At 39.7% G+C, this 21,713-nt stretch carries 18 protein-coding genes and 1 pseudogene; 6 read left to right on the top strand and 13 right to left on the bottom strand.

From position 1 onward, the window contains the following. Window positions 1-183 precede the first annotated feature (183 nt). The 3 genes from ACIROD_RS00900 to ACIROD_RS00910 form a co-directional block, all read right to left on the bottom strand. Window positions 184-1,524 (bottom strand): aspartate aminotransferase family protein, encoded by a 1,341-nt coding sequence (locus ACIROD_RS00900; protein ID WP_402937195.1) that lies wholly within the window; start codon window positions 1,522-1,524, stop codon window positions 184-186. A gap of 71 nt (window positions 1,525-1,595) precedes the next feature. Continuing rightward, a complete protein-coding gene (locus tag ACIROD_RS00905) occupies window positions 1,596-3,053 on the bottom strand; it encodes a CoA-acylating methylmalonate-semialdehyde dehydrogenase (RefSeq protein WP_311735943.1) in 1,458 nt (485 codons plus the stop codon). 195 nt (window positions 3,054-3,248) lie between these two features. Continuing rightward, a complete protein-coding gene (locus ACIROD_RS00910; protein WP_260357762.1) occupies window positions 3,249-3,797 on the bottom strand; it encodes a GNAT family N-acetyltransferase in 549 nt (182 codons plus the stop codon). A 121-nt stretch (window positions 3,798-3,918) separates the two neighbouring features. On the opposite strand from ACIROD_RS00910, the gene ACIROD_RS00915 reads away from it, so the two are divergent. Together ACIROD_RS00915 and ACIROD_RS00920 are read left to right on the top strand one after the other, a co-directional pair. Beyond that, window positions 3,919-4,875, top strand: coding sequence for a D-2-hydroxyacid dehydrogenase (locus ACIROD_RS00915; RefSeq protein ID WP_402937198.1), 957 nt, complete (start codon window positions 3,919-3,921; stop codon window positions 4,873-4,875). Window positions 4,876-5,059: 184 nt separating this feature from the next. Beyond that, entirely contained in the window at window positions 5,060-5,260 is a 201-nt protein-coding gene (locus tag ACIROD_RS00920; RefSeq protein ID WP_029714163.1) for a cold-shock protein, read from the top strand. Between the two features lie 219 nt (window positions 5,261-5,479). Here the strand turns inward: ACIROD_RS00920 and ACIROD_RS00925 are convergent, their stop codons facing one another. From ACIROD_RS00925 to ACIROD_RS00965, 9 genes are all read right to left on the bottom strand, one after another. Beyond that, window positions 5,480-6,334 carry a crotonase/enoyl-CoA hydratase family protein gene (locus ACIROD_RS00925; RefSeq protein ID WP_230175883.1) on the bottom strand — a complete coding sequence of 285 codons (855 nt, stop codon included), beginning with the start codon at window positions 6,332-6,334 and terminating at the stop codon, window positions 5,480-5,482. A gap of 205 nt (window positions 6,335-6,539) precedes the next feature. Beyond that, complete coding sequence (locus ACIROD_RS00930) at window positions 6,540-7,532, bottom strand: ABC transporter ATP-binding protein (RefSeq protein WP_048679436.1); 993 nt, start codon at window positions 7,530-7,532, stop codon at window positions 6,540-6,542. 13 nt (window positions 7,533-7,545) lie between these two features. Next, window positions 7,546-8,559, bottom strand: coding sequence for an ABC transporter ATP-binding protein (locus tag ACIROD_RS00935; protein ID WP_402937200.1), 1,014 nt, complete (start codon window positions 8,557-8,559; stop codon window positions 7,546-7,548). A 49-nt stretch (window positions 8,560-8,608) separates the two neighbouring features. Continuing rightward, window positions 8,609-9,538 carry an ABC transporter permease gene (locus ACIROD_RS00940; protein WP_101225426.1) on the bottom strand — a complete coding sequence of 310 codons (930 nt, stop codon included), beginning with the start codon at window positions 9,536-9,538 and terminating at the stop codon, window positions 8,609-8,611. Continuing rightward, window positions 9,538-10,467, bottom strand: a complete 930-nt coding sequence (locus tag ACIROD_RS00945; protein WP_063235007.1) for an ABC transporter permease — start codon at window positions 10,465-10,467, stop codon at window positions 9,538-9,540. Before ACIROD_RS00945 ends, ACIROD_RS00940 begins: the two co-directional genes overlap by 1 nt. A 133-nt stretch (window positions 10,468-10,600) precedes the next feature. Next, on the bottom strand, window positions 10,601-12,235 hold the full coding sequence (locus ACIROD_RS00950) for a peptide ABC transporter substrate-binding protein (RefSeq protein ID WP_402937203.1): 1,635 nt from the start codon (window positions 12,233-12,235) through the stop codon (window positions 10,601-10,603). Window positions 12,236-12,930: 695 nt separating this feature from the next. Then, the gene (locus ACIROD_RS00955; RefSeq protein ID WP_137017639.1) at window positions 12,931-13,365 is read right to left on the bottom strand and encodes a DMT family transporter; all 435 of its coding nucleotides are present in this window, start codon (window positions 13,363-13,365) and stop codon (window positions 12,931-12,933) included. Between the two features lie 154 nt (window positions 13,366-13,519). Further along, a complete protein-coding gene (locus ACIROD_RS00960; protein WP_402937205.1) occupies window positions 13,520-14,098 on the bottom strand; it encodes a GNAT family N-acetyltransferase in 579 nt (192 codons plus the stop codon). A 64-nt stretch (window positions 14,099-14,162) separates the two neighbouring features. Beyond that, window positions 14,163-15,395, bottom strand: coding sequence for an NAD(P)/FAD-dependent oxidoreductase (locus ACIROD_RS00965; RefSeq protein WP_402937207.1), 1,233 nt, complete (start codon window positions 15,393-15,395; stop codon window positions 14,163-14,165). A 337-nt stretch (window positions 15,396-15,732) separates the two neighbouring features. Here ACIROD_RS00965 and ACIROD_RS00970 point away from each other — a divergent pair, with 337 nt between their 5' ends. The 4 genes and pseudogenes from ACIROD_RS00970 to ACIROD_RS00985 all read left to right on the top strand — a co-directional run bounded on the left by ACIROD_RS00970 (window position 15,733) and on the right by ACIROD_RS00985 (window position 18,759). Next, window positions 15,733-16,359 (top strand): CAP domain-containing protein, encoded by a 627-nt coding sequence (locus tag ACIROD_RS00970; RefSeq protein ID WP_101225430.1) that lies wholly within the window; start codon window positions 15,733-15,735, stop codon window positions 16,357-16,359. A gap of 282 nt (window positions 16,360-16,641) precedes the next feature. Beyond that, window positions 16,642-17,523, top strand: a complete 882-nt coding sequence (locus tag ACIROD_RS00975; protein WP_402937210.1) for a helix-turn-helix domain-containing protein — start codon at window positions 16,642-16,644, stop codon at window positions 17,521-17,523. 327 nt (window positions 17,524-17,850) lie between these two features. Further along, a pseudogene (locus ACIROD_RS00980) lies at window positions 17,851-18,090 on the top strand (transposase); the annotation flags it as partial. Window positions 18,091-18,159: 69 nt separating this feature from the next. Further along, entirely contained in the window at window positions 18,160-18,759 is a 600-nt protein-coding gene (locus ACIROD_RS00985) for an exonuclease domain-containing protein (RefSeq protein ID WP_101225432.1), read from the top strand. Between the two features lie 196 nt (window positions 18,760-18,955). Here ACIROD_RS00985 and ACIROD_RS00990 read toward each other — a convergent pair whose 3' ends face one another. Then, entirely contained in the window at window positions 18,956-21,352 is a 2,397-nt protein-coding gene (locus ACIROD_RS00990) for a YhgE/Pip family protein (protein ID WP_402937212.1), read from the bottom strand. Between the last annotated feature and the right edge of the window lie 361 nt (window positions 21,353-21,713).

Consider the following 21,713-nt stretch of genomic DNA (forward strand, 5'->3'; position numbering starts at 1 on the left):
ATTGCCTATAATTTCTACTAGATTCCTTTTCCTCTTATTCTTCCTTGATCATAGACAAAAGCACCGTTCAAAGTTCTAAAACGGTGCTAAAACTAAACGCATCAGTCTCATATAAAAAGCATGTTTGCGTATCAACAGTACACGCGTAAACTTAATTGAATATTCGGGTTTTTCTACTTATTTTCATAGTTCAGCTAGCGTTCGCTTTACCGTCGTTATGATGAATGAAAAATCCTCTTCAGTTATACTAAGTGGGGGAGCAAGAGTCAGGACATTATTGAAACCCGCTACAGTATCACCATTTTTACCTATGATCAGCCCCTTTTCTTTACATGATGCAATCACTTTATTGATTTTGGAAAGTTCGATCGGTTGTTTTGTCAGTTTATCTTCCACTAGTTCAATCCCTACCAACAAACCTTTCCCTCGCACATCCCCAACATTGGGATGAGTTTTAATTTCTTCAAACTCTTGCAGAAAACGTAACCCTAACTCCATAGACCGTTCTATAAGTTTTTCATTTTCATATATTTCAATATTCTTCAAAGCGACGGCACATGCAGCCGGATTGCCGCCAAATGTATTTACATGCCGAAAGCGGTCATATACATCTGAGCCAATATACGCTTCATAAATTTCACGTTTGACGGCTGTAGCGGATAATGGCAGATAAGCGCTCGTAATTCCTTTAGCCATTGTTACGATGTCTGGTTTTACATCATAGTTCATAAATCCGAATCTCTTACCAGTACGGCCAAACCCGCAAATGACCTCATCCGAAATGAGAAGGACACCATTTTTCTCACAAATTTCTTTGACACGTTTCATATAACCATCAGGTGGCATTAAAATTCCGCCCCCAGTGATGATTGGTTCCATGATGACCGCAGCAACCGTTTCGCTCAGCTCCCATGTAATGGTACGTTCAATTTCCGCTGCACTTTTTTCACCGCTTTCATCCTCTGGATTTCTGTAAGAATCCGGCGGTGATACATGAAGAAAACCTGGGGCCAGCGGTTCATATTTGTATTTTCGCTGCGCCTGCCCGGTCGCTGACAGGGCACCCATTGAATTGCCATGATAGCCGCGATAACGCGAAATGAATTTATAGCGTCCATGTTCACCTTTTTGCTGATGATACTGCCGCGCAATTTTAAAGGCAGTCTCATTTGCTTCTGAACCGCTGTTAGAGAAGAAAATCACATAATCCCCACCAAGCCATTCATTTAATTTCTCTGCTAGCTTAATAGCCGGAATATGGCTATTCGTTAAAGGGGCATAAGGAAGTTCCTTCAGTTGCTCGTAAGCTGCTTCAGCCAGTTCCGTGCGGCCATAACCAACGTTGACACACCATAAACCTGACATCCCATCCAGGAATCGATTCCCATCAACATCCGTAATCCATGCTCCTTGCCCTTTTTTTATCACCATTGCCCCAGGGGTGGGTTCAGCCCCTTTCATATGATGCCACACATATTTACCATCCATCGCTTTAAGATCCTGACCCTGCTTTTCAACCTGCATAAGCTACACTCCTCCTAAAAAGATGTATAAAGGAAGGCCGACCACAATTTGAGCCGACCCCCTTTTTCCTATCAGTATCTTGCCGTTAACATTTTCTTTCTAGTGTAAAATTCCACTCCGTCTTTCCCATTGGCATGAAGGTCTCCATAAAAGGAACTTTTATAGCCGGAAAATGGAAAGAATGCCATTGGCGCGGGTACCCCAAGATTAATGCCAAGCATCCCTGCATCAATTTCTTCGCGAAATTCCCTGATGGCTTTTGCACTATCCGTATAGAGGCACGCACCATTGGCAAATTCTGATTGATTGGTCAATTCGATTGCTTCTTCAAGGGTATTGACCCGTACTATGGATAAGACAGGAGCAAAAATTTCATCACTCCATATTTTCATGTTTGTTTTTACATGATCAAATAATGTCGGTCCAACGTAATAGCCATTTTCCTGATCGCCTTCATTCCTGCCATCACGAAGGAGGACAGCTCCTTCTTTCTCCCCGATTTCAATATATTGTTCTGTTCTCTTTTTATGAGTATCACGAATCACAGGCCCCAAGAAAACGTCCTTATCCATTCCATTTCCTATCTTGATGTCATCCGCTGCAGCCTTTAATCTCTCAACGAGCGAATCTCCCACTTCTCCCACCGCAACAACCACTGACGCAGCCATGCAGCGCTCGCCTGCAGATCCGAAAGCGGCATTCGTAATGTTCGTTACCGCATTATCCAAATCCGCATCAGGCATGACGATTGAATGATTTTTCGCTCCTGATAAAGCCTGGACACGTTTTTTATTGGCAGCTGCCGTTTTGTATACATACTCTGCGACAGGCTGGGATCCAACAAATGATACCGCTTTAATGTCTTCATGTTCCAATATCCCATTCACGACATCGTGGGCACCATGGACAATATTGACAACTCCATCCGGAACACCGGCTTCTGTCAATAATTCCACAAGACGGTTGGCCAATAGCGGTGTCCGTTCTGAAGGTTTTAAGATAAACGTATTTCCACAAGCTATTGCCAGCGGGAACATCCAACATGGTACCATCATCGGGAAATTAAACGGCGTAATCCCTGCAACGACACCCATTGGATAACGATACATGCCAGATTCAATACCTGGAGAAATATCAGGAAGCTGGCTGCCCATCATCAAGGTAGGCGCACCTGCTGCGAATTCCACGCATTCAATCCCCCGCTGAACCTCACCATATGCTTCTGTATAGCTTTTTCCATTTTCGATTGTGACCAGCTTTGCAAGCTCATCCCAGTGTTCTATCAATAATTGCTGATAACGGAATAAGAAGCGGGCTCTTTTTGGAACGGCGACCTTTTTCCATTCTTTATACGCCTTTTTAGCAACCTGCACTGCTTGGTTTACATCTTCCTTTGTTGAAAGGGGAACGATCGCCAAAGCTTCTCCTGTTGCCGGATTAGGCACTTGTTCATGTTTCGATGTTGTGGAATCCACCCATTTGCCACCGATATAATTTTTCAACGTTTTTACTTCATTTATTACTGCCATTAAAGAAACCCTCCATTTCAACACGATTTTATAGTTTCATTATATTTTTCAAACGGACTTTTTACATTAGACGTTTTGTATAGTTTTTGATTCAATATTTGCACATATTGTTTGTTTTTGATTTTCCAATATTTATAATTTCAAAACCGATGTATTTTTCCTTATTTCTTCTTTAATCAGCAGACTCCAAAGCCATCATTTTATAATGGAATATAGCTTTAAGTCTTGATGCTTTCCCTTTACAAACATTCCTTTTCTAATGATTCCCTCAATAGACATACCAGCCTTTTGCATGACGCGTTCTGAACCCATATTTTCAACGAAGCACCTTGCTTGTATACGAACTAGGTTCATATTTTCAAAGCCAAAGGCGATTATCTTTTGCGCTGCCTCCGTCATCAAGCCACTCCCCCAATATTCGGGTGCAAGCACATACCCGATTTCTGCACTATGATGATCAACCTGCCATGAAACAAAATCAATAGTACCAATCAACTTACCACTTTCCTTGTGTTCTATGCCCCATGGAGCGATTTTCTTATCCTCATAATTTTGCAGGATAAACCTGATAAAATCTTTTGTATCACATAGGGAACGATGAGCTTCCCATGTGACGTAACGGGAAACTTCACTGTTGGATGCATAAGCGAACATGTCTTCGGCATCATTCATGGTGACTTTCCTCATGACCAAACGTTTTGATTCTATAATAGGCAGCTGTCCATATATGTCTTTCACGTTCATGAATACACCCCATTCCATTGATTATTAGTATTATAGCAAGATTGTTAAGCAATCGCTTTCCCGATTGAAAGATTTTCAAAACTTACGTATAATTCAGAAAAAAAGATACAGGAGGTTAGTTATGCCAAAAAGAAAACTAATAATAAGCCAAAATTTGAATGAGCTCTTACTACAGAAAATTAAAGAATTGGTTCCCGATTGGACGGTTATCACCGGAAGATCTCCGGAAATATGGAGAAATCATATAGCCGATGCTGAAGTGATCGCAGGCTGGAAAGCGGAAATGTCTGTATCGATTGATGCAAGCGAAGTAAAATGGATCCAGACATGGAGCGCCGGAGTGAATGCTTTACCCCTGGAAAATTTAGAACAAATGAATGTTCAGATTACAACTGCAAACGGTGTTCATGCGTATCCCATTTCAGAGACTATTTTCGCGTTAATGCTTGCCTTAACAAGAAAAGTAGATACATATATTAAACAACAGCAGACAAAGACTTGGCATCACGCACATATGAAGCAGGAAATTCATGAAAAGACCATCGGAATCATCGGTGTCGGAAAAATCGGAAAGGAAACCGCAAAAATTGCCAAGGCTTTTGGCATGACAGTGTTAGGAATGCGCCATTCGGATAAATCAGAAGAATTTGTCGATGAGATGTTCACACAAAAACAATTGAATGATCTTCTTCCAAGATGTGATTATATTGTCGTGACATTACCTTTGACCCCAGAAACAAGGTATATGTTCGGGAAAAAGGAATTCATGTTAATGAAGCGCTCCGCTTTTTTCATTAATATAGGAAGGGGAAATCTCGTCATTCAAAACGATTTGGTTCAAGCACTTATGGACAAAGAAATTGCGGGTGCCGGACTTGATGTGTTTGAAACGGAGCCACTTCCTGAGAATAGCCCACTATGGGAGTTGGACAATGTAATCATCACGCCGCACACATCCGGAAATACGGAATTTTACGACCAAAGGCTCATTCATGATATTTTCATGCCGAATTTAAAGAACTATCTAAATGGTAAAAAACCTTCAACAAATTTACTTGATTACAAAAAAGGGTATTAAAAATTGTTCATCGAATGTGTACATAAATAATCTTCCCATGTTAGCTTGCAGATTCCGACATTATCTGTTATATTTAAAAAGAATTATTTTTGTTCGGGAAGATTGATAAGTGAAAAACTTTTCGTCTAATGATTGAGCAAGGGTAGTAACACAATGTGTGGATTCACACTAGGAGGCAACAACAATGGAACAAGGTAAAGTAAAATGGTTTAACGCAGAAAAAGGATTTGGCTTCATCGAACGCGAAAACGGAGACGATGTATTCGTACATTTCTCAGCTATCCAAAGCGAAGGATTCAAATCATTAGACGAAGGTCAAGAAGTTACTTTTGAAGTTGAGCAAGGTCAACGTGGACCCCAAGCTACTAACGTTCAAAAAGCATAATCTTAAATACAATATATAACGGACCCTACTTGTAGGGTCTGTTTTTTTTGATTAAAAAAGCAATCATAAAAAAACCCTATTCACGGGGAATAGGGAACATGAAACAAGTTTAGTAAATGGTAAACCCAGTATAACACACTAAGAATAGAAACCCTAATTTATCCGAAAAGTAAAAATTATCACGCACTTCCCCTGGTTTCCCTGGGCCATTCCATTCAATCATTTCTTATCCACTTCATATGTTCGATCCGTTCCCCAAGGATAAAACGGAGGCATATCACTACTGCTTTTCATCTTGAAATCAGCTTTCCTTTTTTCGAGGAAAGCTTCGATCCCTTCTAGTGCATCCGCTTGTTTTCCGGTCCAATGAATCATTTTCGATTCTATTTTGTGTGATTCAACAGGATGGTTTGCACCGAGCATGGTCCACATTAATTGCCGGGATAACGTCACAGAAACGGAAGATGTATTTTCCGCAATGTCTGTTGCAATTTCCATAGCAGCAGACATCAATTCTTCTGGCTCGACGATCTTGTTTACCAACCTTCCCTCATATGCTTCACTGGCCGAAATCATCCTGCCGGTAAAAATCCATTCGGAAGCTTTTCCCATTCCGACAAGCCTGGGTAAGAACCAGCCGCTGCATGCCTCCATCGTTATCCCCCGCCTCGCAAATACAAAACCCATATTTGCATCTGTTGAAGCGATTCTAATGTCCATGGGCAAAGTCATTGTTATCCCAATCCCGACTGCCGCTCCATTAATGGCAGCAATCATAGGTTTCTTCATCTCGAAAATCCGTAATGACAACATTCCCCCTGCATCGCGGTATTCAACCAAAGGAGTGTGATCCATAAACGTTTCTGCACCTTTTTCCAAATCCATTCCAGCACAAAAAGTATCCCCAGCGCCAGTTAATATGACGGCTCTTACGTCATCATTTTCATCCGCTTCATTAAAAGCGCGAATCATCTCCTCACACATCTTTTCATTGAAAGCATTCATTCTCTCTGGACGATTAAGAGTAACAATCATGACACGATCGACGATCTCACTAGTTATCGTGGAATACAATAACAGCCCCTCCTTCTCTCACAAATTGATACATTCAACAGAATTTTATATTTACATATAATTACATTTTATATGTTTTATTTTCAGATTCCTAGTTTTTTATTTTGACATGCTGATTAATAATTTGATAATCGTTTCTATTCTAAAAATATTTTACATAAATGTGTAAAAAAAGACCAGTCGCAAATGCAACTGGTTTTTTTGTTTACCAATATAAATGACAAGCAACGAAATGCCCTGGTTTTTGTTCTTTCCATTCAGGTACAGCACTGGAGCATATCTCCATCGCCTTAGGGCAGCGCGTCCGAAATACACAGCCGCTCGGCGGATTGATCGGACTTGGTACATCGCCTTTAAGGACGATCCTTTCCCGTTTAATAGTCGGGTCTGGTATCGGCACTGCGGATAGCAAGGCCTGTGTGTATGGGTGTAGCGGATCTTTCGTTAAAGAATCACTATCCGAAAGTTCCATCATTCTTCCAAGGTACATGACTAAAATGCGATCTGAAATATACTTGACCATCGATAAATCATGCGCGATGAATAAATAAGTCAATCCCATTTCTTTTTGCAGTTCTTTTAATAAGTTGACTACTTGGGCCTGTATCGAAACATCCAAGGCAGAGATTGGTTCATCACAAACGATGAATTTAGGATTTAAAGCCAATGCCCTTGCAATTCCAATACGCTGGCGTTGTCCACCACTGAATTCATGCGGAAAACGAGTGATATGTTCCGGACTTAAACCAACTAGCTTTAGCAGGTCTTCCACCCGTTTTCTTCGCTCTTTACCTTTTGAAATTCCATGAATGGCAAGTGGTTCCCCTATCAATTCCTCCACCTTCATCCTTGGGTTCAAGGATGCGTACGGATCTTGGAAAATCATTTGTATTTCACGGCGGATATGTGACATTTCCCCGGGTTTGTAATCGAAAATATTTTTCCCCTGAAAAAGAACTTCTCCATCAGTCGGTTCATATAATCGAGTGATTGTACGACCTGCAGTCGACTTACCGCAACCGCTTTCCCCAACAAGACCGACAGTTTCCCCTGGATAGATTTTGAGATCCAAACCGTCTACCGCTTTAAGCGATTGAGAACCGATAGGAAAATGCTTCTTCAGATTCTTTATTTCAACAAGAGGAGAATTTTCGTTGTATGTCTTTTCTTTTACGGCCTTATTTTTCAGTGAAACCATTAGTTCTCCTCCTTTATACATTAGTCGGTGCTTGTACCTGTGCTGCCTTGGCCATCGGGTGGTGCAGCCAGCATGCGGCTGTCTGACCTTCTTCCACTACTTCAAGCTCCGGATCATGTTCTTTGCACACTTTCATAGCTGATTCACATCTTGGGTAAAATGGGCATCCTTTTGGCGGATCCAATAAATCCGGTGGTGATCCGATAATCGGAACCAACGGAGCCGTTTTTTCCATATCCAGCCTTGGCACCGTTTTAAGCAGACCTCTTGTATAAGGATGCTGCGGGTTTGAAAATATAGCCTCTACCGTACCCGTCTCAACAACCTTGCCTGCATACATGACGACTACCCGTTCACAAGTTTCTGCAACCACGCCTAAATCATGAGTGATTAATATGATGGAAGTATCCATTCTTCGTTGGATATCTTTCATCAGTTCCAAAATTTGCGCTTGTATCGTTACATCCAATGCAGTTGTTGGTTCATCGGCAATCAGTAATTTCGGTTCGCAAGCAAGGGCCATCGCTATCATCGCCCTTTGGCGCATACCACCTGAAAACTCATGCGGATATTGCTGCATCCTTTTTTCCGGCTGTGGAATACCTACTAGTTTCAGTGTTTCCAACGCCCGTTCGTATGCATCATTTCGGGACATATTTTTATTATGCTTTAAAATGCCTTCCATGATCTGGCTACCGATTTTTGTCGTTGGATTGAGCGAAGTCATCGGATCCTGGAAAATCATGCTGATTTCATTTCCGCGAATCCTCTGCATTTCCTTTTCACTCATTTTAAGAAGGTCTTTACCGCCAAAGTTTATCGACCCTTTTCCATACTCTGCCGGGGGTGTTTCCAATAATCTCATGATAGATTTCGCTGTAACACTTTTGCCGCATCCGGACTCCCCAACAATCGCAACGGCTTCCCCCTTTTTCACGCCAAAGTTCACACCGCGAACCGCTTGCACTTTACCTGCATAAGTATGGAAGGTGATTTGTAAATCGTTGACTTCTAATAGGTTCTCCATCATCGTCCCTCCTATTCTAGTAATATCAAATCATTATGTTAGGACTCATTTATTTCCGTAGTTTTGGATCTAAGGCATCCTGCAACCCGTCACCAGCCACATTGAACGCGAACATCGTTAAGGAAATCAATATTGCCGGGATTAACAGTTGATAGAAATTCCCTACCAGAATGCTTCCCAGTGCATCACTTGTCAATGTTCCCCAGCTTGCCTGAGGTGCCGGAACTCCCAGTCCCAAAAAGCTAAGTGTAGCTTCGGCAAAAATGGCAGTAGGTACAGTCAACGTTAAATTGACAAGGATCGGTCCCATTGTATTAGGAATCATGTGTTTTCTTAAAGTCCAGCTCGTATTGGCTCCAGAGATTGTTGCAGCATGGATATATTCATTCTCTTTCAGTTGTAAAACCTGTCCCCGTACCAGTCGCGCCATCGGAATCCACCCCGTAATCGACATCGCAATGATGATCGGCAGAATACCAGGTTTTAATACGACCATCATTAAGATAACCATCAATAGGTATGGAATCGCATAGATAACCTCGGCAAACCGCATCATGATATTATCCGTGCGTCCACCGCGAATTGCAGAAATCCCGCCATAAAGGACACCAATTAAAAAGTCGATCAGCGCTGCCATCAATCCAATGAACAAAGATATCCTTGCACCGTACCAAGCTCGCGTAAATAGATCCCTTCCTGATGAATCCGTTCCAAACCAATGCTCGCTATTTGGGCTAAGATTCTTATTCTCGAAATCTTGTCCATAATAAGTATATCCGTTAATGTACGGACCAAAAATCGCCATCAAGACCAAGAGGATTATAAGAACAAATCCAGTCATCGCCAGCTTATTTTCTTTAAATCGACGCCAGACGTCAGACCAATATGAAACTGTAGGTCTTGCTATTTTTTCAGCTTCCTTAAAGTTGCCTTCGGCGGGTTGGAACATATCTTCGGTTAAATGCACTTTATCTGCCATTATTTCTTCTCCCCCGTCACTTTAATTCTAGGATCAATCAACGTATAGGCTATGTCAACGATGAATATCAATAGAATAAGCACCGCACTATACACAATTGTGGAACCAAGAATCACCGGGTAGTCCCTGTTGGATATTCCCTTTACGAACATATCTCCCATGCCCGGAATACCAAAAATACGTTCAATGATGAAGCTTCCTGTCACGATATTAGCCGTAAGGATGCCCAGAATCGTGATAATCGGCAATAACGCATTCCGAATCGCATGTTTGATTATGACACCGCTCCGTTTCAATCCTTTGGCTTTTGCTGTCAAAATGTAATCCTGCCCCATTACTTCAAGCATGCTTGTCCGCATCAGTCTCGCGATGAAAGCAAGCGGCATCATAGAAAGGGCAATGGATGGTAAAATGGTATGCTGCCATGTCGCCCATGTAGCAACAGGGAATATATTCCATTTAATTGCAAAATAATTGATTAAAATAGTCGCCAGGATAAAGTTAGGAACGGAAATCCCTACGATGGCAATGATCATTGATAAATAGTCGGGCCATTTATTTCTTTTCAGTGATGCCACGACACCCAAAATGAGGCCAAAAAAGATGGCAATCACCAAAGCTTGTGCCCCTAAGTGCAAGGACACCGGAAACCCCTTCAAAATGTAATCATTCACGGAAATGGATGAAGATTTCAATGAAGGACCAAAATCAAATTGAACGACTTCCAATAAATAATTCCCATATTGGGTCAACAACGGCTTGTCCAATCCATAGTGGACTTGAAGGTTTTCATAAACAGCAGGAGGCATGGCTCCTTCTTTTGCAAATGGATTTCCCGGAATCGTATGCATTATGATGAACGTTAATGTAATAACAGCCCATAAAGTAATAATCGCCCATTTAAAACGGTTTAATGTATATCTCAACATGGTAATCACCCCAATCATCGATTTTCTAAGAAGTTGAAAACGGAAATGAATGCATGAAATATTCAAATTCGCAATTGAAAAATGGGGTATGTCCTTAATCGGACATACCTCCCATTTCACTATTATCCTTCTATTATTTTTTATCCGCGTAAATAAAGTTCGGATAAGCGTTAATCGGAGCAAAAACTCCAGTAACATTCGATTTAACCATATATGGTTTTGTATAGAAGTAAACCGGAAGGATCGGCATTTCGTCAATCATGACTTTCTCTGCTTTATGCAAAGCATCCATGCGTTCTTTTGGATCCATTGTAGATTTTGCTTCTTTTAATAAATTATCATATTCTTTGTTTGACCAACCTGCATCATTATAGGCTCCGTCCGTTTCCCAAAGCATGAATGTCATCGGGTCAACATAGTCACCAACCCATCCTGCACGGGAAATTTCAAAGTCACCAGCTTTTTCACGGTCAAGCTTAACTTGGAATTCTGCATTTTCAAGTGTCACTTCAACACCCAGGTTATCACGCCACATTCCTTGAACCGCTTCAGCAATTTTCTTGTGTGAATCTAAAGTGTTATACAAAATTGAAAACTCAGGTAATTCTTTCATGCCTTCTTCAGCAAGTCCTTCTTTTAACAATTTCTTAGCTTCGGTAACATCTTCCTTAAATAGGTTACCTGTATTTTCCTGGAAATCTCCAGATGCATCAGGAATACCCGGAGGGACTACGCCGAAAGCAGGCTTTTGTCCGCCTTGAGCAACATTTTCGGTGATTTTTTGACGCTCGATAGCCATTGAAAGCGCTTTCCTTACTTTAGCATTATTGAAAGGTTTCACTTCTGTATTAAAGTTGTAATAGTAAACGGCAAGTTCTTTGCCCATTTTGAATTCTTTATCATCAGAATTGACCATTTGACCTTGAATATCCACTGGCAGTGGATAAGCGAGGTCCAATTCGCCACTCTGATACATTTGCCATGCTGTATTTTCATCTTCAATTAGAGCAAAGTTAACCGCATCCAATTTGATTTTATCTTTATCGTAGTAATTTTCATTCTTTTCGATTTTCAGGCTTTCTTTATGTTTCCATTCCGTTAATTTGAACGGCCCGTTTGAAACGTGAGTTTTTGCATCCAAAGCCCATTTCGGATTTTCTTCCTGTACCTTTTTATTGATTGGATAGAAAGTATAGAAAGAAGTCAAGTCAAGGAAATACGGTGTAGGCTGTTCCAAAGTAACGACTAATGTATGTTCGTCTGTCGCTTTAACCCCTACGTCCTCTTCCTTCCCTTTCTTACTGTTGTAAGCTTCCCCGCCTTTAAGATAATAAAGTTGGTAAGCATAGTCAGCAGCCGTTTCCGGTTTCAAAGCATATTTCCAAGCATATTCGAAGTCATTGGCTGTAAGCGGATCTCCATTTGACCATTTCAAACCATCTTTCAATTTGAATGTCCAAGTTAATCCATCTTCACTGGTTTCCCATGATTCTGCAGAACCAGGTACGATTTTGCCTTCTTCCGTTTTCTTTGTCAGTCCCTCAAACGTATGTTCAAGGATCCATGATTCATGAGTGCCTTGTGCATTTGCAGGGTGAAGCGAACCAGGTTCACTCGAATTGTTTACATTTAATACCTTTGATCCGGATGAGTCACCCGAGCCACCTTCTTTTTCATTCGAAGTTTCCTTCGAACCGCCATTGCATGCCGCAAGCATAAGCATGATGGCCATAAGAAGAGCAAGCACTGAAAATTTAGACTTTTTCAAAAAATATTCCCCCTCATCTTTAATCTTTCTTAGAATAATCACATTTAAGAGATTATCCTTCTAACACCTATAAATCTTTCGTATAGTACAAATAATGTCAGCGAGGAAAGTTAGAAGCATTCATTGCAGGAATTCACCAAAAAACAACTAGCGAACCGTTTGCATAAATCTGTATTTCTACCTATAAAAGCAATTAATGCAGTTTACTAGTTAAAAATCACCCTCTTTTCAACCTCGCTAAGGATACTATACCTCGAATTAAAGATGTTGAATTTTAAGTATATTACGAATAAATCAAAAAATCAATAAACCAGTGAGTACTTTTTCACAATATAGTAATTAATTGCTAATCAATTCGATCTAGATACTAGGTAAATAGAAATGATCACCTGAAAGGACTTCCGACTTCCAGGTGTTTTTCCAAACACCTCTAAATCAGTATTCATATAGGTTCTCTTGTCTATTTATTTCTAAATATTCTAATAATTAATGCTAGGTTGGTTACTAAGACCACCTTCCTAGCAAACCATCCACTCTCAAATAATATATTTTAGTAGGATAATGCATTACTTCATTAAAATATTTAGTTCTTTTTAATCGATATCCAAATAATAGTTAATAACTATAGTAGAATAGAAATACCCCTTCATTCTCCCCTATATGTACCCGTCGTTTCAATGAAAAATGACCCTTCTTCATTTATGATTAAATAAATATAATGACACGAAAAGTAAACATATGCCTGCCACCTTTTTCGCGTCCAATGGGATGCGTACCCCTCCAAATAAACCGAAATGGTCAATGACAGCCCCGATTAGTATCTGGCCTGCGATAACCCCGACCAATGCAGGTGCCACTCCAATCTGAGGGACAACCAATATAATAACAATGACATAAATAGCCCCTAACAGTCCGCCTATCAATTGCCATTTTGGTACAGAAGCTACCGCAGAAATATTTCCATTTCCTGCAAACAAAACAATAAATAATAAAGCGAGTGTCCCGATTCCAAACGAAATGAAAGAAGCCTCAATGACCCCCACTTTTTTCCCTAATCCACCATTGATTTGTCCTTGTATGGCAATGGTGATGCCGCCTAGGACCGCAAGCAACGGAAATAGTATCTTCACAATGATTTTGCTCCTTTTTATGTCCACCCGGACTGATTAAATGAATTCGCATTCCATTTTAACATGAAAAATATGTATATTGTCCATTACTGATATAAAATCATCTGCAAATAAAAAACTGGCACTTGGGCCAGCTGCAATCTTCTATATTAAACTAAAATCTATTTGATCCCTGAAAACTTTGTTGCCGTAACTGGCAATACTCTGTGCTTAACAAGGAAAACACAAGGGCATCATGCGATTGTTCACGAAGAAATAGATAACTTCGGAGGCTGCCTTCCTCTTTGAATCCAAATTTCTTCAATAAGTTTCTGGATGCAATATTATCCTTGAAAGTTAAAGCGGCGATTCTTTGTAGTTTCAATTCTTCAAAGCAATAGCGCAATACTTCGTTGACAGCTTCAGACGCAAGGTGTTTCCTCCAATATTCAGGATGGATTTCATATCCTATTTCGGCGCGTTTGTTGGCTAGGCTCAATTGATTCAGGCCAACGGTACCGATGAATTTGCCTGAATCCTTTAAAATGACTCCCCATCGCATCCCACGTTTGTTTAAATAGGCACTTTTAAACGAGTCGATTAAGCGACGGGCATCTTCTAATAGAGTTAAACTTTCTATCCCATCATATTTAGTCACTTCATCTTTAGAGAGGATTTCAAATAGACTCTCAGCATGATGGTGACCTATTTCGATTAAACGCAGCCTTTCTGTTTCCAATTCCTTAAACCACATCGAAGAATCCCTCCGTATATTCAGCTGTCTACTTATTTCTATTCATGAATAAGAGATACCTGTTTTAATGGACAATACTTTTTGAAAAATTCCTTTCCTTAACGTACAATGCCGAGTCCTCATGTCCACCCTTTGTAATCAAATCCCTGATGATTTGGGAAAGGATGACACTGTAAACCGTTCCATTCCCGCCATACCCCAATAAGAAGTAGCAATTAGGATGGTCAGGATACATTCCTATTGTCGGTAAACCATCATGGGTCTCACCAAAAAAAGCTCCCCAATAATAATCAGCCGAAATCCGATTCTCTAATTCTGGAAACAAATTGACAAGCTGCTTTAATAATTTATCTCTTTTGTTCAAAATCATTGAATCCCTTTTATCCAGATAACCGGTCGATTCATCAAGACCACCAATGATAATTCGATTGTCAGGAGTTTTTCTTGCATATAAATAAGGCCGTGCCGTTTCCCATATCATCATATTATCATGCCATTTAGCTTGATCTGCTATTTGATTGGTTGCGATGGCATACGAACTGAGAATCACTGCATTTTTATCCTTCACCTCTTCTTGGGCTTCATACCCAGTCGCGAAGATGACCGTCTGTGCATGTATCGTATGTCCGGTTTGGGTAAATAACTGGGTTTGATTCTCTTTTAATATCTTCCCATTGATTTTTGTTTTTGAATAGACACGTACGCCTTTCGAAACTGCCTTTTCAATCAATAAATGTGCATGTTTATAAGGGTTGATTTCAGCATCATTATCTGTAACCAGCGCTCCTGCTTTCGGAAACGAAAATTTTCGGTAAATCTCTTTTTCAGTATAATATTCAACAGGGAAATTGCGGGATTTTAGATTATTATATTCTTCTTTAAGCATAGAAACATCCTTGGGATTGGATGCATAGTATAAGCCTTTTCTAATTTTAAAATCCGGGTTTTCCTTTAAACTTGGAACAACCTCTTTTTCAAGTATCCTAATGGCGTCCAAACAAAGCAGAACATGCCGCGTCCCAGCTTCTTCTCCAAAACTATGAATGAGGGATGTTAATGTTTTATCATTTGAATACTGTAAGAGTCCAGTATTCGCAACCGTACTCCCTTCACTTATATCCCGTTTATCGATCAGAACCACATTCAGACCCGTCTCTGCCAAAAAATAGGCACAGTGCGCCCCAGATGAACCACTCCCCACTATACAAACATCACATGAAAGATCCTCTTCCAGCATTGGGTATTCTTTTGCTTCAAATGTATCTTTCCAAAACAATTTGCCTGCCTTTAAATCCATACAAGTTCCACCCTTAGGATAATTTATTAGTTCAATCATATTTAGTTACATATAACTATATCGTTTTGATGTTCTTATTGTTTACCCTGACAAACACGGCCTGCAAACGTAAAATGATTCTTTATCTACATGAAATGATCCTACCAATTTATCAAAAAGCCCTATGATTTTGATTTACCATATACTCTCCCAAGTTATATGGACCCGTATTTTGTATGTTCTTATTCGATACCTTTTTCCCATTCCAATAAAGAATGTTAATGAGCTAATTTTACACAAAACTATTTTTATAGCATACTATACTTCCAATCCAGATATTCTACTAGGAGGAATCAAAATGAAGAAAATCATCATTTTATCAGCACTGTCTCTATCCCTACTATCTCCAAAAGTTGCAATGGGAGCCAATACATACGAGGTGGCAAAAGGAGATACCTTAACGAAAATTGCTTCTGAATATGATGTCAGCATTGACGAATTACTCAAAACGAACTCTGCAATAAAGGATGCAAATCAAATTCGAATCGGACAAATCATAAATCTTCCGGCATCCAACACAACAGTAAATCAAAAAGAAAGTCAATCAGTTGAACAGCGGGTTCTTAGTTTGGTTAACGAAGAACGTTCAAAAGCTGGCCTCTCTCCCCTTGAAATGGATACAGACGTTTCCAACGTAGCAATTCTGAAATCTGAGGATATGCGTGATAATAATTATTTCAATCATACAAGCCCGAGTTATGGATCTCCTTTCGATATGATGAAATCCTTTGGTATCAGTTACGAGTACGCAGGGGAAAATATCGCAGCAGGTCAACCTAGTGCGGATGCTGTCATGAAATCATGGATGAACAGCCCCGGACATAAGGCCAATATCCTGAACAAGAACTATACACATATTGGAATTGGGCATGTGACAGGAGGGAAATACGCCCACTATTGGACCCAGCAATTCATTGGAAATTAATAACGTTAGAGGCGGCAGGTTGCCGCCTCTTTTTTTATCCTTATATTTTAAATTTAATGCTTACTATTATCCGTGATTATATACTTTTCTCAATTTATAATGAAAAGACGTCATATTAGTTTGCTCACTTCAATAATAAAACGCAATTCATAATTTTTGTTGTAGGGATACCTTGGAAAACACGTAAAGTAGTTATTTCGAACCATCTTTCATTATCTTACTGATAAAAATTAAATTATGTTAAAATAGAATTCTAGACATAGGTACAAAGGGGCAATTGTAATGAAAATAGAGGTTGGCTCTGTTATCAACGAATTACGTATAAAACAAAATCTTACAAGGGAAGAACTGGCTAAGGATATATGTGAACCTAATGCCCTGTCAGATTATGAAAGAAGCATCACTTCTCCAACCATTGATGAATTGGCACTTTTTGCGGATAAACTTAAAGTTGACCTGCCGTATTTCTTCACTACCAAAAATGAACCGATTTATAATTACATAGAAACGATAAAACTTTTGATTAACAAATACAAACGGACTCGTAATTATGAAGCAATCTATGAAATCGTCCAAAAAGAAATGGCAACTGCATCGGAAAAATCGATATCATTTTATCAATTCTTAATATGGCATGAAGGTATCTCTTATTTTTATTTATACAATGACAAACAAAAGGCTATAGAATTATTGAATGAGGCCATTCAGATTACCATGGGTAAACGGGTCATTCTTCATCAACAGGAAATAGAAGTTTTAAATAGTATCGGGATCATCCATTTTAAAACGAAGAATTATGAAGAGGCCATCACCATCTTCAATGAAGCACTGGAATTTATCGAGAATATTCCCCATGTGAATCAAGAAGGTACCATTATAGTGAAGATCATTCATGGATTAGCACAAACATTGACTGAACTTCATTATTATCAGGAATCATTAAATTATACTCTTAAAGGGATCAACATTTGCAATTCGATAGAATCATTATATTTATATGCGGAACTCCATCTTTTAACTGGTAAAAATCTGGTTCATCTTCAACAACCTGAAGAAGGACTGCACTATATAAAGCAATCCAAGAACATTTTCAGCCTTCAAAAAAACGAAGAATTCGTACAAATTGCCGAACATGAATTGGAAAGCATTTTGCAATGCTTATGAACTTCAATGGATAAAAAAAGATAGAGATTGCTTAAAATCTCTATCTCAGACTGTAGACAAACTCGATGAAAATCGAGTTTGTCTACAGTTTTTTTTGGCTTTACAAATTTGGACGTTGATTTCCACTTCAGGCACTCGCTTTCCGCGGGCGGTCCGGGAGCCTCCTCGGCGCACTTGCGCCTGTGGGGTCTCCCTTGGACTCGCTATTCCCGCAGGAGTCTCGCACACCCGCTCCAATCAACTATGTTTAAAATTTTAGATGGAACTCCTTTTGCCTATAATCTTTTTTGTTTTAAAATAGAACTATTAATACTTGAGGTGATGAGGATGCTTTCGAAACATAATTCTATTCAGCGAGACCAACTTGAAATGATTACTTTAGATCAACTGGTGCCGGCGAATCATTTGGTTCGTATAATTGAGGCTTCCATTGACTTCACTTTCATTTATGACTTGGTGAAAGATATGTATTCAGAGGAAGGACGCCCAAGTATTGATTCAGTTATTTTAGTTAAACTGACATTCATTCAATATACCTTTGGTATTCGTTCCATGCGTAAAACGATCATTACACTTTCAATAGCTATTCTATGTCAGCTATAATAGAAGAATGTAACCAAACTGGAGGAAAAAAAATTGACTAATAGATTAGGTTTAGTACTCGACGTAGAAACAACTGGTTTACGTCCCTCTTCAGATGAAATTATCGAGCTTGCCCTTATACTCTTTACATACAGCAGTGAAACAGGGGAAATCATTAATCTTGTTGATCAAGAATCATTTTTGAGGGAGCCTCTCTCCCATGGAGCAAGAAGGAATTATGATCAAGCATACAGAATTCATGGGATTCCATACAGCTCCGTCGAAGGAAAAAGTTTTCACGATGAAAAAATTAAATCCTTCATTGCCCGTACCGATTCGATATTCGCACATAATGCTTCTTTCGATAGAAGTTTTCTCTACCAAATGTATCCGGAAATCAATGATCAAAAATGGTTCTGTACGATGCGGAATGTACCTTGGAAGCAATATGGATTTGAGAATAGTAAACTCTTAACATTACTGCAGGCACATAATATCACCAATTTTCAAACACATAGGGCTATGGACGATATTGCTTATCTAATGGAACTTATGAGAAAACCAGGTCCTTCTGGCCATCCTTATTTAAAGGATGTCATTGCAAAAAATCCGATGAAGAAATATGCACCTGCACCTCAAAAGACAAGGGTATAGCCGTTTCAATAATTACTTCATTGTTCAGGCTGCACCAATGCTTAGTCACAAACAAACCGTTGCCAATTCCGTTAGAAAATGAATGCATATCTTTACGATTGGTGTTATTTTAGGGGCACTTTTATTTTCCTGCATTTCACTTATTACCTGATATTTATCAAAAAACAGCGACCCATGACGGGTCGCTGTTTTTTGATCATTGTACAGTTGCTTCTTCCTGTTGTTCATTTAATGCGCCGTTCAATTTCTTATGCCGATACATAAAGTAAAGAAGTGATAATATTAATGCCGCAACGAGGAATATGGCCAATATGCCAAGATTATGCCACATGAAGCTATAATCTCCTGTTGAAATCACTGCCCGAAATGCATTAATAGAGTAAGTCATCGGTAAAAACGGTGTGAATCCTTGCAGGAAGCCTGGAACCAATTCATTTGGGAATGTTCCGCCACTGCTTGTCAGTTGAAGAATCAAAATCAATAATGCTATGAACCGGCCAGGATTGTCAAAGGCCGAACCAAGGAACTGAATGATTGCCATGAATGTGCAGCTAGCAAGAATGCTTACTGCAAAAAATAGCGGCAGGCTCGTAACATTGATTCCAAGGCCTAAAATTAAAATCGAGTCCACCAATATGGCTTGACAGATTCCTATGAGAGCCATGACGCTGTATTTACTAATAAACCAGCTAAATCCACTCGCCGGTTTAACAGCAGGGTCTCTTAACGGGAAAATGATTGTCAGAACGATAGCCCCGATAAATAAACTTAATGAAATTAAATATGGTGCAAAACTTGTTCCATAGTTCGGTACATTATTAATTGGTAATTTATCCACTTTAACTGGGCTTGCAAACATGTCATATACTTCTTCATTGGATTTTATCTTACCTGCTTCGTTTGCCCCGTCATTCAATTCCTCATGTAATTCTACAGATCCATCTGAAAGTTTGGCGATTCCATCTTGTAACTTTATGGCACCATTCGCCAGTTCTCCCATACCGCTAGTAAGGCTGGATGAACCCTCCTTCAACTTATCCGTTCCCGTAACCAGACCTTTGGAACCTTCGGAAAGCTGTGAGGTTCCACTTGATAATTGCTTGGAGCCATCTTCAAGCTGATCAAGCCCGCTTACCAAGTTATTGCTGCCTTCGGTTAACTGTCCTAGCCCACTCTGAGCGGAATCTATACTATCGCCAAATGTTGTCAAACCAGACACCAATTGACCTTGACCATTTTTCAGTTCATTCGCCCCATTGGCGAGTTTATCCTGAGCTTGCTTTAATTGAGTGAAACCTCCGCTTAATGCACTTGTACCTTCACCTAACTGATTTGCACCATCACTAAGGCTATTTGAGCCTTTAGCAATTTCAGTTGCACTGGCTGATAGTTTCCCTACTCCTGCAGAAACTCCTTTACTACCTTCACTGATGCGGGTTAGAGAAGAAATCACTTCCTCCAAACGCGCTTTTTCTGCAGGATCATCCGCAGCTTCAGATTGTTGTTTCAATCCGGAAATAACCTCATCCAATCCTGCCGACACTTCAGATGCCCCCGCTTTTGCTTCGTTCGATGCTGCGCTCCAATCAGACAATGAACCTGAAAGCTGGGCAGCACCAGCCGCTACACCATTTGCTCCCTCTGTCAACGCGGGCAGCTTTTCTTCTATTTGATTGAAGCCCTCTAATGACTGCTGCAGTCCAGAGGCCAATTCACCAGTTCCCGCTTCAGATTTCTTGGCTCCTTTCAAAAGCTCGGATTGCCCATCTTTCATTTGTCCAACACCAGAGCTGAACTGTTGTAACCCTTGATTGAGTTCTTTCGATCCCGCAGCTGCCGAACCGACCCCATTCGAAAAGGTCAATGATTTTTCAGCTAATTTTTCCAAGTTTTCATGGATTTCGACAGAACCTGAATGAAGGGAATCAATTCCTTCATCCACTTTTTTGGAGCCTTCTTTGGCTGAGTTAATCCCTTCACCAAGTTCACTGGATCCGCTCTTCACTGTATCTGTCCCATCTTTCAATTCCCCAGCTCCATCACTGGCACTTTTGAGTCCATCAGCCACTTCGTTCAAATTATCGAACATTGACTCTGCATAGGTTTTCGTAACGGCTGACGATACCTCCCCTTTAATTCTCTCAGAAGCTGCGTCACCTATTTTAGTCGATATATAGTTGAACCCTTCATTGGACGTATAAATCAAATCAAGTTTTTCCGGATTATCCTCCTGTAAGGTCGTTGCATTCTTCGAAAAGTTTTTCGGGATTTCTATTTTCATGTAATAATCTTGATTTTCAAGGCCTTCATTGGCTTCTTTTTGACTAACGAAATGCCAATCGAAATCCTTCTTTTCCTTTAATTCCTTGACTAAATCTTTTCCTATTGTAAGTTCCGATTCATTGAACTCCGCACCCTCATCCATATTGACAATGGCAACAGGCAATTGGTCGACCTTACCATATGGATCCCAAAATGCCCACAGGAACGTGCCGCTATATAATAAAGGAATCAGTATGATCCCTATTACGGAAATGAGTATCATAGGATGTTTTATTATGGCTAAAAATTCACCCTTTAAAGATTTAAACACGCCTACCAAGCCCTCCTATACGACGAATATGCCGTTTATTAATCTATCTAGGTGAAAACTGATTGAAGAATGCATAATTAAGTCATTTGCTTCTGCAATATAAATTTAAATTCTTCTTCACCTTGATATATATAATTTTTAAACAATCAATAATTACTGACCATATTGTTCATTTGGTCAGTATCACAAAAATAATATAACATTTATCCTTCTTTTTATCAATATTTTTTCACAATCTTACCTCGTATATTTACTGCTTTTCTCTTTATATCCTATTTTGATTGCCTTTTTAGCTGATTGAGACCTTATCATGAATTATGTCTGACATTATATGAAAAAAAGGGATATCCATAATGGATAC

The sequence above is a fragment of the Peribacillus sp. NPDC101481 genome, assembly GCF_044767165.1.
Classification (GTDB): Bacteria; Bacillota; Bacilli; order Bacillales; family DSM-1321; genus Peribacillus.

Bases quoted from the DNA above. Each gene is read 5' to 3' on its own strand.
- ACIROD_RS00900 (WP_402937195.1), bottom strand. From the start codon at position 1,524: ATGCAGGTTGAAAAGCAGGGTCAGGATCTTAAAGCGATGGATGGTAAA.
- ACIROD_RS00905 (WP_311735943.1), bottom strand. From the start codon at position 3,053: ATGGCAGTAATAAATGAAGTAAAAACGTTGAAAAATTATATCGGTGGC.
- ACIROD_RS00910 (WP_260357762.1), bottom strand. From the start codon at position 3,797: ATGAACGTGAAAGACATATATGGACAGCTGCCTATTATAGAATCAAAA.
- ACIROD_RS00915 (WP_402937198.1), top strand. From the start codon at position 3,919: ATGCCAAAAAGAAAACTAATAATAAGCCAAAATTTGAATGAGCTCTTA.
- ACIROD_RS00920 (WP_029714163.1), top strand. From the start codon at position 5,060: ATGGAACAAGGTAAAGTAAAATGGTTTAACGCAGAAAAAGGATTTGGC.
- ACIROD_RS00930 (WP_048679436.1), bottom strand. From the start codon at position 7,532: ATGGTTTCACTGAAAAATAAGGCCGTAAAAGAAAAGACATACAACGAA.
- ACIROD_RS00935 (WP_402937200.1), bottom strand. From the start codon at position 8,559: ATGGAGAACCTATTAGAAGTCAACGATTTACAAATCACCTTCCATACT.
- ACIROD_RS00940 (WP_101225426.1), bottom strand. From the start codon at position 9,538: ATGGCAGATAAAGTGCATTTAACCGAAGATATGTTCCAACCCGCCGAA.
- ACIROD_RS00945 (WP_063235007.1), bottom strand. From the start codon at position 10,467: ATGTTGAGATATACATTAAACCGTTTTAAATGGGCGATTATTACTTTA.
- ACIROD_RS00960 (WP_402937205.1), bottom strand. From the start codon at position 14,098: ATGTGGTTTAAGGAATTGGAAACAGAAAGGCTGCGTTTAATCGAAATA.
- ACIROD_RS00965 (WP_402937207.1), bottom strand. From the start codon at position 15,395: ATGGATTTAAAGGCAGGCAAATTGTTTTGGAAAGATACATTTGAAGCA.
- ACIROD_RS00970 (WP_101225430.1), top strand. From the start codon at position 15,733: ATGAAGAAAATCATCATTTTATCAGCACTGTCTCTATCCCTACTATCT.
- ACIROD_RS00975 (WP_402937210.1), top strand. From the start codon at position 16,642: ATGAAAATAGAGGTTGGCTCTGTTATCAACGAATTACGTATAAAACAA.